Source organism: Campylobacter ornithocola (genome assembly GCF_013201605.1).
Taxonomy (GTDB): Bacteria; Campylobacterota; Campylobacteria; order Campylobacterales; family Campylobacteraceae; genus Campylobacter_D; species Campylobacter_D ornithocola.
Map to the genome: position 1 here is coordinate 425842 of NZ_CP053848.1, position 14617 is coordinate 440458.

Below are 14617 nucleotides of genomic sequence, written 5' to 3' on the forward strand. Positions count from 1 at the left end.
CCATGGGGTATAATAATATGTTAAATTCACAATCAGGAAATCGTTTAAGAATAGACTTCTCGAATGTTCCACAACAAATAGACATTCCAAATTTATTACAATTACAAAAAAAGAGTTTTGACTATTTTTTAAATTTAGATGCAAAAAATTCAGAAAGCGGAATTGAAAAAGTATTTAAATCTATTTTTCCAATCCATGATCCGCAAAATAGATTAAGTTTAGAATATGTAAGTAGTGAAGTAGGTAAGCCTAAATATACTATAAGAGAGTGTATGGAAAGAGGTTTAACTTATTCTGTAAATTTAAAAATGAAGATCCGTTTAACTTTACATGAAAAAGATGAAAAAACGGGTGAAAAAATCGGTATAAAAGATATTAAAGAACAAGAAATTTATATTAGAGAAATTCCTTTAATGACAGATAGAATTTCTTTTATAATCAATGGAGTAGAAAGAGTTGTAGTTAATCAACTTCATAGAAGTCCAGGTGTTATTTTTAAAGAAGAGGAAAGTTCTACTGTTGCAAATAAATTAGTATACACTGCTCAAATTATACCAGATCGCGGTTCTTGGCTTTATTTTGAATATGATGCTAAAGATGTGCTTTATGTACGTATTAATAAAAGAAGAAAAGTACCTATTACAATTTTATTTAGAGCACTTGGTTATAAAAAACAAGATATTATCAAACTATTTTACCCTATACAAACTATTCATGTTAAAAAAGATAAGTTTTTGACTGAATTTAATCCAAATGATTTTTTAGACAGAGTTGAGTATGACCTAAAAGATGAAAAAGGTAATGTTGTACATCAAGCTGGTAAAAGAATGACAAAGAAAAAAGCAGAGCAGCTTATAAAAGATGGTGTTAAATGGGTTGAATATCCAATTGAAATTTTAACAAATAGATATTTAGCCAATCCAATTATTAATAAAGAAACCGGTGAAATTTTATTTGATTCTTTAACGCTATTAGATGAAGGAAAATTAACCAAAATTAAAGAGGAGAAGCAATTTGATATTGCAAATGACTTAGCTAATGGAGTTGATGCTGCTATTATTAACTCGTTCATTCAAGATAATGAAACTTTAAAATTGTTAAAACAAACTGAAAATATTGATGATGAGAATGATTTGGCGGCTATTAGAATTTATAAGGTAATGAGACCAGGCGAGCCTGTGGTAAAGGATGCTGCAAAAGCTTTTGTAAATGATTTATTTTTTAATCCTGAAAGGTATGATTTAACTAAAGTTGGTCGTATGAAAATGAATCATAAATTGGGTTTGGATACACCTGAATATGTTACAGTTTTAACGAATGAGGATATAGTAAAAACTGCAAAATATCTTATAAAAGTAAAAAATGGCAGAGGTCACATTGATGACAGAGATCATTTGGGTAACCGTCGTATTAGATCAATTGGTGAGCTTTTAGCTAATGAGCTTCATGTTGGTCTTGCTAAAATGCAAAAATCAATTAGAGATAAATTTACAGCATTAAATACAGATATTGATAAAGTAATGCCATATGACTTGATTAATCCTAAAACAATCACGGTAACTATTATGGAGTTTTTTACTGGTGGACAATTGTCTCAATTTATGGATCAAACTAATCCATTAAGTGAAGTTACCCATAAACGTCGTTTATCTGCACTTGGTGAAGGTGGTTTGGTAAAAGAAAGAGCAGGTTTTGAAGTACGTGATGTTCACGCAACACATTATGGAAGAATTTGTCCTGTTGAGACTCCAGAAGGCCAGAATATTGGTTTGATTAATACACTTTCAACTTATGCAAAAGTAAATGATTTGGGTTTTGTTGAAGCACCTTATAAAAAAGTTGAGAATGGAAAAGTAAGCAATGAAATCATTTATTTAACTGCAACTCAAGAAGAAGGTTTGGTAATTGCAGCGGCTTCGACTAAAATTGATGAAAAAGGCAATATTGTTGAAGAGTTTGTAGAAGCACGACAAGATGGAGAAACTATCTTAGCAAGAAGAGAAGAAGTGCATTTAATAGATCTTTGTTCAGGTATGATAGTAGGGGTTGCAGCATCTTTAATTCCATTCTTAGAGCATGATGATGCAAATAGGGCCTTAATGGGATCAAACATGCAACGTCAAGCAGTACCTTTGTTAACCGCACAAGCTCCTATAGTGGGTACTGGTATGGAAAAAATCATTGCTCGCGATGCTTGGGAGGCTATTAAGGCTAAAAGATCAGGTATAGTAGAAAAAGTTGATAATAAAAATATTTTCATTTTAGGTGAAGATGAAAATGGACCATTTATTGATCATTATAAAATGGAAAAAAATCTAAGAACAAATCAAAATACAACTTTTATCCAACATCCGATTGTGAAAAAAGGTGAATTTGTTCAAGCAGGTCAAATCATTGCAGATGGTCCAAGTATGGATCAAGGTGAACTTGCTATTGGCAAAAATGCCTTAATTGCTTTTATGCCATGGCATGGATATAACTATGAAGATGCTATTGTAATTAGTGAGAAAATTTTACGTGAAGACACTTTCACTAGCGTTCATATATATGAAAAAGAAGTGGAGGCTAGAGAACTTAAAGATGGTGTAGAAGAAATTACAAAAGATATTCCAAATGTAAAGGAAGAAGATTTAGCACATCTTGATGAGAGTGGTATTGCTAAAATAGGAACTCATATTAAGCCTGGTATGATTTTGGTAGGTAAGGTTTCACCTAAGGGCGAAGTAAAACCTACACCTGAAGAAAGATTATTAAGAGCTATTTTTGGTGAAAAAGCAGGACATGTTGTAAATAAATCTTTATATGCAACCGCATCTTTAGAAGGTGTTGTTGTAGATGTGAAAATCTTTACTAAAAAAGGCTATGAAAAAGATGCTCGTGCTATAAAAGCTTATGATGATGAAAAATTAAATCTTGAAAAAGAACATCATGATAGACTTTTAATGATGGATAGAGAAGAAACATTAAGAGTGTATTCTTTGCTTTCTAAATCACCTTTAAATTCAGATGAAGAAATAAATGGTGTTAAATATAAAAAAGGCTCTAAAGTAGAAATAAGTGAACTAGAAAAAATCAATCGTTTTGCTTTAAATTCTTTAGTTAAAGCTTATTCTAAAGAGATACAAAAAGAATATGATGATTTAAAAAACCACTTCCAAAATGAGAAGAAAAAACTTAAAACAGAACATGATGAAAAATTAGAAATTTTAGAAAAAGATGATATTTTACCAAGTGGGGTGGTAAAACTTGTAAAAGTTTATATTGCAACTAAGAGAAAATTAAAAGTCGGAGACAAAATGGCAGGACGCCATGGAAATAAAGGTATTGTATCTAATATCGTTCCAGAAGTTGATATGCCATATTTACCTGATGGAAGACCTATTGATATAGCTTTAAATCCTCTAGGGGTTCCAAGCCGTATGAATATAGGACAGATTCTCGAAAGTCACCTAGGTATAGTTGGTATGAGACTAGGAGATCAAATTCAAGAAATTTTTGATAAAAAACAAAAAGACTTTGTAAAAGAATTACGTGAAAAAATTCTTGAAATCTGTAGTGTATCTAGACTTGAGTTAGAAAAGAAATTTGTACAAACTTTAAATGATGATCAACTTATTTCTTATGCTAGAGATTGGTCCAAGGGCGTTAAATTTGCAACTCCTGTGTTTGAGGGTGTAACTGTTGAAGAATTTGGTAAACTTTTTGAAATGGCTAAAATAGCTATGGATGGAAAAAGTGAACTTTACGATGGAAGAACTGGTGAAAAAATGGCAGAGCGTGTGCATGTTGGATGTATGTATATGCTTAAATTGCACCACTTAGTAGACGAAAAAGTTCACGCAAGAAGTACAGGACCTTATAGCCTAGTAACACAACAACCAGTCGGTGGTAAAGCATTATTTGGTGGGCAAAGATTTGGTGAGATGGAGGTTTGGGCTCTTGAAGCTTATGGAGCGGCTCATACTTTAAGAGAAATGCTAACTATAAAATCTGATGATGTTGAGGGTAGATTTAGTGCTTATAAAGCTTTAACAAAAGGTGAGAATGTTCCAGCAACAGGTATTCCAGAGACATTCTTTGTGCTTACAAACGAATTAAAATCTCTTGCTTTAGACGTTGAGATTTTTGATAAGGATGAGAATAATGAGTAAATTTAAACCTATCGAAATAAAAGAAGATGGTAGACCTAGAGACTTTGAAGCTTTTCAATTAAGACTTGCAAGTCCTGAAAAAATCAAATCATGGTCTTATGGGGAAGTAAAAAAACCAGAAACAATCAATTATAGAACTTTAAAGCCTGAAAGAGATGGGCTTTTTTGTGCTAAAATTTTCGGACCAGTAAGAGATTATGAATGTCTTTGTGGGAAGTATAAAAAAATGCGTTTCAAAGGCATTAAATGTGAAAAATGTGGCGTTGAAGTTACTAGTTCTAAAGTGCGTCGTTCAAGAATGGGTCATATTGAGCTAGTTACGCCGGTAGCTCATATTTGGTATGTGAATTCTTTGCCAAGCCGTATAGGTACTTTACTTGGCGTAAAAATGAAAGATTTGGAGCGTGTATTATATTATGAAGCATATATAGTAGAAAATCCAGGTGATGCATACTATGATAATGAAAATGCCAAAAAAGTTGAATTTTGTGATGTGTTAAATGAAGAGCAGTATTTAAATTTAATGCAGCGCTATGAAAGTAGTGGTTTTAAAGCTAGAATGGGTGGTGAAGTTGTTAGGGATTTGTTGGCAAATTTAGATCTTGTTGAGCTTTTAAATAAATTAAAAGAAGATATAGCAGCGACTAATTCTGAAGCAAAGAAAAAAACCATTATCAAACGCTTAAAAGTGGTGGAAAATTTCTTAAATAGCAATTTAAATAGTAATACTAATATTGACGAAGTAGTACCAAATCGCCCTGAGTGGATGATGATTACAAATCTGCCTGTATTACCACCTGATTTAAGACCTTTAGTGGCTTTAGATGGTGGAAAATTTGCAGTTTCTGATGTAAATGATTTGTATAGAAGGGTTATTAATAGAAATACACGTTTAAAAAGACTTATGGAACTTGATGCACCTGAAATTATTATTAGAAATGAAAAAAGAATGCTTCAAGAAGCTGTTGATGCTTTATTTGATAATGGTAGAAGAGCAAATGCAGTTAAAGGTGCAAATAAGCGTCCGTTGAAATCATTAAGTGAAATTATCAAAGGTAAACAAGGTCGTTTTAGACAAAATTTACTTGGTAAAAGGGTGGACTTTTCAGGCCGTAGTGTCATTGTTGTAGGCCCAAAACTTAGAATGGATCAATGTGGTTTACCTAAAAAAATGGCTTTAGAATTATTTAAACCACATTTGTTGGCTAAGCTTGAAGAAAAAGGTTATGCAACTACTGTAAAACAAGCTAAAAAAATGATAGAAAATAAAACTAATGAGGTTTGGGAGTGCTTAGAAGAGGTTGTTAAAGGTCATCCTGTAATGCTTAACCGTGCTCCAACCTTGCATAAACTTTCTATTCAAGCTTTCCATCCGGTGCTTGTAGAGGGTAAAGCAATTCAACTTCATCCATTAGTATGTGCAGCATTTAATGCTGACTTTGATGGGGACCAAATGGCTGTGCATGTGCCTTTATCGCAAGAAGCAATAGCTGAATGTAAAGTACTGATGCTTTCATCTATGAATATCTTGCTTCCAGCAAGTGGTCGTTCTGTGACTGTGCCTTCTCAAGATATGGTTTTAGGGATTTATTATTTATCTTTAGAAAAAGATGGTGCTAAAGGTGAGCATAAAATTTGTACAGGTATCGAAGAGGTTATGATTGCACTAGAAGCAAAATCTTTAGATATTCATGCAAGCATTAGAAGCGTAGTTGATGGTAGAAAAATCACTACAACTGCGGGTAGATTGATTATCAAGTCTATATTGCCTGATTTTGTTCCAGAAAATATGTGGAATAAAGTTATGAAGAAAAAAGATATTGCATCCTTGGTTGATTATGTTTATAAAGAGGGTGGACTTGAAGTAAGTGCTAGTTTTTTAGATAAATTAAAAGATCTTGGTTTTGAATATGCAACTAAAGCGGGTATTTCTATTTCTATTGCAGATATTATTGTGCCTAATCAAAAACAAAAAAGTATAGATGATGCTAAAAAACAAGTAAGAGAAATCCAAAATTCATATAATTTAGGTTTAATTACTTCAGGTGAAAGATATAATAAAATTATTGATATTTGGAAAAGCACTAATAATATCTTATCAAAAGACATGATGGAGTTGATTAAAAGGGATAAAGAAGGTTTTAACTCTATTTATATGATGGCAGATTCTGGTGCTAGGGGTTCAGCGGCTCAAATTTCACAGCTTGCAGCAATGAGAGGCCTTATGGCTAAACCTGATGGTTCAATTATTGAAACACCGATTATTTCAAACTTCCGTGAAGGACTTAATGTTCTTGAATATTTTATTTCAACCCACGGTGCTAGAAAGGGTCTTGCAGATACTGCACTAAAAACAGCAAATGCGGGTTATTTAACAAGAAAACTTATTGACGTAGCTCAAAATGTGAAAGTTACAATAGAAGATTGTGGTGCGCATGAGGGTGTTGAAATCAATGAAATTACTGCAGATGGTGTTGTAATTGAAACTTTAGAGGAAAGAATTTTAGGAAGAGTTCTAGCAGAAAATATTATTGATTCTATTACTAATGAGATTTTATTCTCAGAAGGAACTTTAATAGATGAGGAAAAAGCTAGAATTATTGTAGAAAGTGGTGTGAAGAGTGTAAGTATTAGAACTCCTATTACATGTAAAGCTAAAAAGGGTGTTTGTTCTAAATGCTATGGTATTAATCTAGGTGAAGGTAAATTAGTTAAACCAGGTGAAGCTGTGGGTATTATTTCTGCACAATCAATCGGTGAACCTGGAACACAGCTTACACTAAGAACTTTCCACAGTGGTGGTACTGCAAGTACAGATTTGCAAGATCGTCAAGTTGTAGCACATAAAGAAGGTTTTGTAAGATTTTACAATCTTAATACTTATGAAGATAGACAAGGTAAAACCATTGTAGCTAATCACCGCAATGCTGCCATTTTACTTGTTGAGCCAAAAATCAAAGCTCCATTTAAAGGGACTATTCATATTGAACATGCTTATGAAGATGTGGTGGTTAGTATTAAAGCAAAAAACAATGAAGCTAAATTCATACTAAGAAAATATGACTTAGCTAAAGCTAATGAGCTTGCAGGTGTAAGTGGTAATATTGAAGGTAAACTATATATTCCATATAGTGATGGAGATGAAGTAGCTGAAAATGAAAGTATTGTAGAAGTAATCAAGGAAGGTTGGAATATACCAAATCGTATTCCTTACGCAAGTGAATTGCTAGTAAAAGATGGAGATCCTATCACTCAAGATATTATAGCAGGTGCAAAAGGTACTTTGAAGTTTTATATACTTAAAGGCGATGGTTTAGATAGAATTAGAAATCTTAAAAAAGGTGATATAGTTAAAGAAAAAGGTGTTTTTGTTGTTATTGCAGATGAAAATGATAGAGAAGCAAAAAGACATTATATTCCAAGAGAATCTGTAATTGAATTTGATGATAGTTCTTTTGTAGATAATCCTAAAACTATCATTGCCAAATCAAGTAAAGAAGATAAAACTATCATTGCTGAATGGGATGCGTATAACAATACTGTAATTGCAGAAGTTGCAGGTACTATAAATTTTGAAGACATTGAATCAGGTTATAGTGCTGATGAGCAAATTGATGAAGCAACGGGTAAAAGATCGCTTGTTATTAATGAGTATCTACCAAGTGGTGTGCGTCCTGCATTGTTAATTATAGGTGAAAACGATAAAGTGGTACGCTACCAGCTTGAACCAAAAACTGTTATTTATGTAAATGATGGTGATAAAGTTAAGCAAGCAGATATCTTAGCTAAAACTCCAAAAGCAGCAGCTAAATCAAAAGATATTACCGGAGGTCTTCCAAGAGTATCTGAATTATTTGAAGCAAGAAAGCCAAAAAATACTGCTATTGTAGCAGAAATTGATGGTGTTGTAAGATTTGATAAACCTTTAAGATCAAAAGAAAGAATTATCATCCAAGCAGAAGATGGAAGTAGTGCAGAGTATTTAATAGATAAATCAAAACGTATTCAAGTAAGAGATGGTGAATTTATCCATGCAGGTGAAAAATTAACCGATGGAGTTATTTCAAGTCATGATGTGCTTAGAATTTTAGGTGAAAAAGCATTGCATTATTATCTTATCTCTGAAATTCAACAAGTTTATCGTGGTCAAGGTGTTGTGATTTCTGATAAGCATATTGAAATCATTGTATCGCAAATGCTAAGACAAGTAAAAATTGTTGATAGTGGTCATACAAACTTTATTGTAGGTGATTTGGTTTCAAGGAGAAAATTTAGAGAAGAAAATGAAAGAATTTTAAGATATGGTGGTGAGCCTGCTGTGGCTGAACCTGTATTACTTGGGGTTACAAGAGCTGCTATTGGAAGCGATAGTGTAATTTCAGCTGCTTCGTTCCAAGAAACAACAAAAGTTTTAACAGAAGCAAGTATCGCAGGCAAATTTGATTATCTTGAAGATCTAAAGGAAAATGTAATTTTAGGTCGTATGATTCCTGTTGGCACAGGTCTTTATGGAGATCAAAATTTAAAACTTAAACAACAAAATTAATTTTAATCCTAGCATTTTTGCTAGGATTTTTTCAAAGTATTTTATGCTTAAAATAATTGATTTAGAAAAATATAAAAGAAAGGACATTTTAAATTTTATACTTAAAATATTCCTTGCTCGTTTGAAATCACTGTTAAATTAGATATTAACTCTTTTTATCATTTTGTTAAAAAACAAAATTGTGAATTTTTTATCCTTGTTTTATCTACGCTACTAGTAAAAGTGTAAATGCTTTTGATAATTTTAAATTTAGTTTAGATCAAAACAAACGATTAGTATGTTATGATACTATCCATCCTTCTTACACTATTTTTCATAAGTACTCTAAAACTTTTTCTGTTCCTTGGACTTTCTATAAAAAAATTAAATAATTTTCTATTTTTATATGAAGAGGATAAACAATTAATAAAAAACAATAAAAGTGTGTTTTTAAAAAAATCTATAGATAATCTTTTTAATATTTCTGTTATTCTTTAGGATAGTTTTTGAGAATTTTTCTTTACACTTGCCAAAAAAGAGCAATATTTCTTTCTCATCACAACAAGTGGAAAGATTATAAATGAAAATAAATTTTTCATCTCTTTTTTGGTATCGATATTAATCATACCACTGATGTTGCTCATCGTATTCATTTGTTTTTAGAAAAACTCCAAGAAAAGCTTAATAGTTTATAATTTTATAAGTAAAATTTAGATATTATCCAAAGTTTATTATTTTTATTAATGAAAGGAATTACTGTGCCAACCATAAATCAATTGGTTAGAAAAGAGCGCAAAAAAGTTTTAGAAAAATCTAAATCACCAGCGCTTAAAAATTGCCCACAAAGAAGGGGAGTTTGTACTAGGGTTTATACAACAACTCCTAAAAAACCAAACTCAGCGTTAAGAAAAGTTGCCAAAGTAAGACTTACAAGTGGCTTTGAAGTTATTAGTTATATCGGTGGTGAAGGTCACAACCTACAAGAGCACAGCATTGTTTTAGTGCGTGGTGGTAGGGTAAAAGACTTACCAGGTGTTAAGTATCACATTGTTCGTGGTGCCTTAGATACTGCAGGTGTTGCAAAAAGAACCGTTTCTCGTTCTAAATATGGTGCAAAACGTCCTAAAGCAACAGCTAAGTAATAAAATTGCAGACAGATCCGTTAGATTTGATTTCGTTTGAGTAAAATTATAAATTTGAAGGAAAATTATGAGAAGAAGAAAAGCTCCGGTAAGAGAAGTCTTGCCAGATCCGATTTATGGAAATAAAGTAATTACAAAATTCATTAATTCTTTAATGTATGATGGTAAAAAAAGCACAGCTACTACTATTATGTATGGTGCTTTAGAAGCTATCGATAAAAAAGGTGGAGAGAAAAAAGGTATAGAAATTTTTAATGACGCTATTGAGAATATCAAGCCTTTATTAGAAGTTAAATCTCGTCGTGTTGGCGGCGCTACTTATCAAGTGCCAGTGGAAGTGCGCCCAGCTAGACAACAAGCTTTAGCTATAAGATGGATTATTTCTTTTGCTAGAAAAAGAAGTGAAAGAACTATGATTGAAAAATTAGCAGCTGAATTATTAGATGCAGCTAATAGTAAAGGTGCTTCATTCAAGAAGAAAGAAGATACTTATAAAATGGCAGAAGCTAATAAAGCATTTGCTCATTATCGCTGGTAAGAGGAGTAAAATATGTCAAGAAGTACTCCCTTAAAAAGAGTTAGAAATATAGGTATTGCAGCTCATATTGATGCAGGTAAAACGACTACTAGTGAGAGAATTCTTTTCTTTACAGGTATGAGTCATAAAATTGGTGAGGTGCATGATGGTGCAGCAACAATGGACTGGATGGAGCAAGAAAAAGAAAGAGGTATTACAATTACTTCTGCTGCTACAACTTGTTTTTGGAAAAATCATCAAATCAACCTTATAGACACTCCAGGCCACGTTGACTTTACAATTGAAGTTGAAAGATCAATGCGTGTTTTAGACGGTGCTGTTGCAGTATTTTGTTCAGTAGGTGGAGTTCAACCACAATCAGAAACTGTTTGGAGACAGGCGAATAAATACGGTGTTCCTAGAATTGTTTTTGTAAACAAAATGGACAGAATTGGTGCAAATTTCTTTAATGTAGAAGAACAAATTAAAAATCGTTTAAAAGGTAACCCAGTCCCACTTCAAATTCCAATTGGTGCCGAAGATAATTTCAAAGGTGTAATTGATCTTATCACTATGAAGGCTTTGGTATGGGAAGATGAAAATAAGCCAACTGATTATGTAGAAAAAGAAATTCCAGCTGAGCTTAAAGAAAAGGCTGAAGAATATCGTACAAAAATGATAGAAGCAGTTTCTGAAACAAGTGATGAGTTAATGGAAAAATACCTAGGTGGTGAAGAACTTACTCAAGAAGAAATCAAAGCAGGTATTAAAGCAGGATGTTTAAGTCTTTCTATGGTTCCTATGCTTTGCGGTACAGCTTTTAAAAACAAAGGTGTTCAACCATTGCTTGATGCTGTTGTTGCTTATTTACCAGCTCCTGATGAAGTTGCTAATATTAAGGGTGAATATGAAGATGGTACAGAAGTTTCTGTAAAATCAACTGACGATGGAGAATTTGCAGGTCTTGCATTTAAAATTATGACTGACCCTTTTGTTGGACAATTAACTTTCGTTCGTGTGTATAGAGGAAGTTTAGAAAGTGGCTCTTATGCATACAACTCAACAAAAGATAAAAAAGAAAGAATTGGTCGTCTTTTGAAAATGCATTCTAACAAAAGAGAAGAGATTAAAACTTTATATGCAGGAGAAATTGGAGCAGTTGTTGGTCTTAAGGATACATTAACTGGTGATACTTTAGCTAGTGAAAAAGATAAGGTTATTTTGGAGAGAATGGACTTTCCTGATCCTGTTATTTCTGTTGCAGTTGAACCTAAAACAAAGGCAGATCAAGAAAAAATGTCTATTGCTTTAAATAAATTAGCTCAAGAAGACCCAAGCTTTAGAGTTTCAACAGATGAAGAAAGCGGTCAAACCATCATCTCAGGTATGGGTGAACTTCACTTAGAAATTATCGTTGATAGAATGCTTCGTGAGTTTAAAGTTGAAGCTGAAGTAGGTCAACCTCAAGTTGCTTACCGTGAAACTATTAGAAAAACAGTTGAGCAAGAGTATAAATACGCCAAACAATCAGGTGGTCGTGGTCAGTATGGTCATGTATTCTTAAGACTTGAACCACTTGAGCCAGGTAGTGGATATGAATTTGTAAATGATATCAAAGGTGGGGTAATTCCAAAAGAGTATATTCCAGCAGTTGATAAAGGTGTTCAAGAAGCATTACAAAATGGTGTTTTAGCGGGATATCCTGTTGAAGATGTTAAAGTAATCGTTTATGATGGAAGTTACCACGAAGTGGATTCTTCTGAAATGGCATTTAAACTTGCGGCTTCTATGGGCTTTAAGGAGGGTGCTAGAAAAGCAGGTGCTGTAATCTTAGAACCTATGATGAAGGTTGAAGTTGAAACTCCAGAAGAATATATGGGTGATGTTATCGGTGATTTAAATAAACGTCGTGGTCAAGTAAATAGTATGGATGAGCGTGGTGGAAATAAAATTATTACAGCATTTTGTCCTTTGGCTGAGATGTTTGGATATTCAACTGATCTTAGAAGTCAAACTCAAGGTCGTGCCACTTATTCTATGGAATTTGATCATTATGATGAAGTTCCAAAAAATGTTTCTGAAGAAATTATCAAGAAAAGAAACGGATAATTTTGTCAAGATGAGCTATCACTCATCTTGATTTATAATTTCTTTAACACATTTTCTTATTCATTATAAGAATTTATTAATAATTAATTTAATAAATAATATCATTCTGTATTTAAAATTTTTATAATAGGATGGTAAATTATGAATTCAAGAAGAGATTTCCTAAAAAAACTTTTTTGTTAAGCTCTTTAACATATTGTGCACAGTTTGGTTTTGCTAGAACAGAAGACAAGAAAAGTGCAATTGTTTATTATAGTAGAACTTTAAATACACATATTTTGGCCAAATACTTACAAAGTATTACAAATTCAGATTTAATAAGTCTGCAAATTATAAATCCTTACCCTAATGATTTTGATGCAATGTCTAAAATTGCGAAAGAGGAAAGAGATAGAAATTTTAAACCTAAACTTGTGAGTATAGAGTTTAATCCTAATGATTATGATGTGATATTTTTAGGCACTCCTGTTTGGGCGGGTGGAATTTCTTCACCTATAAGAACTTTTTTGAGTATGTATGATTTTAATTCCAAGGTTATTGCTCCATTTTGTACTCAAGTAAAAGACAATATAGAAGGTTGTATTAAAGATATACAATTTTTAACACCTAATGCAAAAATTTTAAAAGGCATTGATATACAAGCAACTTTTGAAAAGGATGATAAATTTTTGAAAGATAAAAATAAAAATTATTTGGCTAACAATACAAATTATTTAACCTCTAAAGATAAGCAAGAAATAAATTTATGGCTTAATAAAATATAAAACAATCCTATTTAAAATAGGATTATTCTTGATTTTGTGAAATTTTTTTAACAACCTTAACACGTTCTATGCTATTACCATCCATCTTTTTAACTTCGTAGTAGCAAAATTCGTCTTCTATTCTATCTCCTACAACCGGTAAACGCCCTAAAAGATTGAAAACATACCCACCTATAGTGACTTGCTCTAGCTCTTCATTAAAGTGTATATCGAGCATTTCTTCTACTTCACTAATTTCATATCTTCCTTGAAATTCATAGATATTTTCTGCAAGCTTTTTAAAATGCGGACTAGAATCATCGTGTTCATCGTTAATATCACCAACGATTTCTTCCATAATATCTTCCATAGTTAAAAGACCAGCTGTACCACCATATTCGTCGACCACTAATGCAGTATGTACTTGCTCTTTATTCATCATAAAAAGTACTTTAGATATACTTATATTTTCTGGAACTAAGATCATTTTGATTAGAAAATCATCTAAATTTTTCTTATCTTTATTAAGTTCATTTTGCATAATATCTCTAATATGAACCATACCTAAAATAACATCTTTAGAACCATCTATATATGGAAAGCGTGTATGTTTATATTGGCAAACTATTTGCATATTTTCTTCATAGCTTTTTTGCTTATTAAGACAAATCATATCTTTTCTAGGTGTCATGATTTCTTTTGCAACTGTATCTGAAAAATCAACAGCATTACGTATGATTTCGGTTTCAAATTCATCCAATACTCCGCCTTTTTGACTTTCACTTGCAATGAATTTAATTTCTTCTTCAGAATGGCTTAGTTCATGTTCTTTTGCAGGTTTTATACCTATGGCTTTTAGAGAGATTGCTGCTAAAAAATCAAATGTTTTAATGAAGGGTAAAAAAAGCAACCAAAATAAATGCAACGGTCTTGCAACCCAAAGAACAGCTTTATCTGCAATAGCTATAGCAACACTTTTTGGAACTAATTCTCCTAATACAACATGTAATAAAGTGATAATAGCAAAGGCAATGACGAATGCTATGGTATGGATTAATGTTGGAGCTAGACCTAAATTTGCTAAAGGAACTTCAAGAATTTTAGCAATAGCAGGTTCTCCTATCCAACCAAGAGCAAGAGAACTTAATGTAATGCCAAGTTGACAAGCACTGAGATAAGTGTCAAGTTTAGAGGTAACTTCTAAAGCTTTTTTTGCATTGTGTTTTTTTTCTTTTACCATTTCTTCAAGTTTTGACCTACGTACTTTAACAATAGAAAATTCTGATAAAACAAAAAATCCATTTAAAACAACTAAAGCTAATGCGACAAGAATCATAAAAGTGGAATAGCCTACATCAATCGAGGCAACAGCGGGTAATGTTTGATTTAAGTCTAAAGATTGACTGGGGTCCAAAAAAACTCCTTTAATA

Annotated in this window: 8 protein-coding genes; 7 read left to right on the plus strand and 1 reads right to left on the minus strand. The window is 32.1% G+C overall.

The window, feature by feature from the left end; all coding sequences use genetic code 11:
* The first annotated feature begins 17 nt into the window (after positions 1-17).
* The 7 genes from rpoB to CORN_RS02320 all read left to right on the plus strand — a co-directional run bounded on the left by rpoB (position 18) and on the right by CORN_RS02320 (position 13208).
* Positions 18-4151 carry a DNA-directed RNA polymerase subunit beta gene (gene rpoB / locus CORN_RS02290; RefSeq protein WP_066006873.1) on the plus strand — a complete coding sequence of 1378 codons (4134 nt, stop codon included), beginning with the start codon at positions 18-20 and terminating at the stop codon, positions 4149-4151.
* On the plus strand, positions 4144-8697 hold the full coding sequence (gene rpoC / locus CORN_RS02295) for a DNA-directed RNA polymerase subunit beta' (protein ID WP_066006850.1): 4554 nt from the start codon (positions 4144-4146) through the stop codon (positions 8695-8697). Before rpoB ends, rpoC begins: the two co-directional genes overlap by 8 nt.
* 185 nt (positions 8698-8882) lie before the next feature.
* Entirely contained in the window at positions 8883-9068 is a 186-nt protein-coding gene (locus tag CORN_RS08615) for a CatA-like O-acetyltransferase (protein WP_094750271.1), read from the plus strand.
* A 366-nt stretch (positions 9069-9434) separates the two neighbouring features.
* Entirely contained in the window at positions 9435-9818 is a 384-nt protein-coding gene (gene rpsL, locus CORN_RS02305) for a 30S ribosomal protein S12 (RefSeq protein WP_066006853.1), read from the plus strand.
* A 67-nt stretch (positions 9819-9885) separates the two neighbouring features.
* Positions 9886-10356 carry a 30S ribosomal protein S7 gene (gene rpsG, locus CORN_RS02310; protein WP_012661188.1) on the plus strand — a complete coding sequence of 157 codons (471 nt, stop codon included), beginning with the start codon at positions 9886-9888 and terminating at the stop codon, positions 10354-10356.
* A 12-nt stretch (positions 10357-10368) separates the two neighbouring features.
* Positions 10369-12444, plus strand: coding sequence for an elongation factor G (gene fusA / locus CORN_RS02315; RefSeq protein WP_066006856.1), 2076 nt, complete (start codon positions 10369-10371; stop codon positions 12442-12444).
* A 176-nt stretch (positions 12445-12620) separates the two neighbouring features.
* The gene (locus tag CORN_RS02320) at positions 12621-13208 is read left to right on the plus strand and encodes a flavodoxin (protein ID WP_066006858.1); all 588 of its coding nucleotides are present in this window, start codon (positions 12621-12623) and stop codon (positions 13206-13208) included.
* Positions 13209-13230: 22 nt separating this feature from the next.
* On the opposite strand, the gene CORN_RS02325 is transcribed toward CORN_RS02320, so the two are convergent.
* On the minus strand, positions 13231-14601 hold the full coding sequence (locus tag CORN_RS02325) for a hemolysin family protein (protein ID WP_066006860.1): 1371 nt from the start codon (positions 14599-14601) through the stop codon (positions 13231-13233).
* Between the last annotated feature and the right edge of the window lie 16 nt (positions 14602-14617).

What these genes read in the sequence shown, in the direction of transcription:
- rpsG (WP_012661188.1), top strand. Translation starts at nt 9,886, where the DNA reads ATGAGAAGAAGAAAAGCTCCGGTAAGAGAAGTCTTGCCAGATCCGATT.
- rpoC (WP_066006850.1), top strand. Translation starts at nt 4,144, where the DNA reads ATGAGTAAATTTAAACCTATCGAAATAAAAGAAGATGGTAGACCTAGA.
- rpoB (WP_066006873.1), top strand. Translation starts at nt 18, where the DNA reads ATGTTAAATTCACAATCAGGAAATCGTTTAAGAATAGACTTCTCGAAT.
- fusA (WP_066006856.1), top strand. Translation starts at nt 10,369, where the DNA reads ATGTCAAGAAGTACTCCCTTAAAAAGAGTTAGAAATATAGGTATTGCA.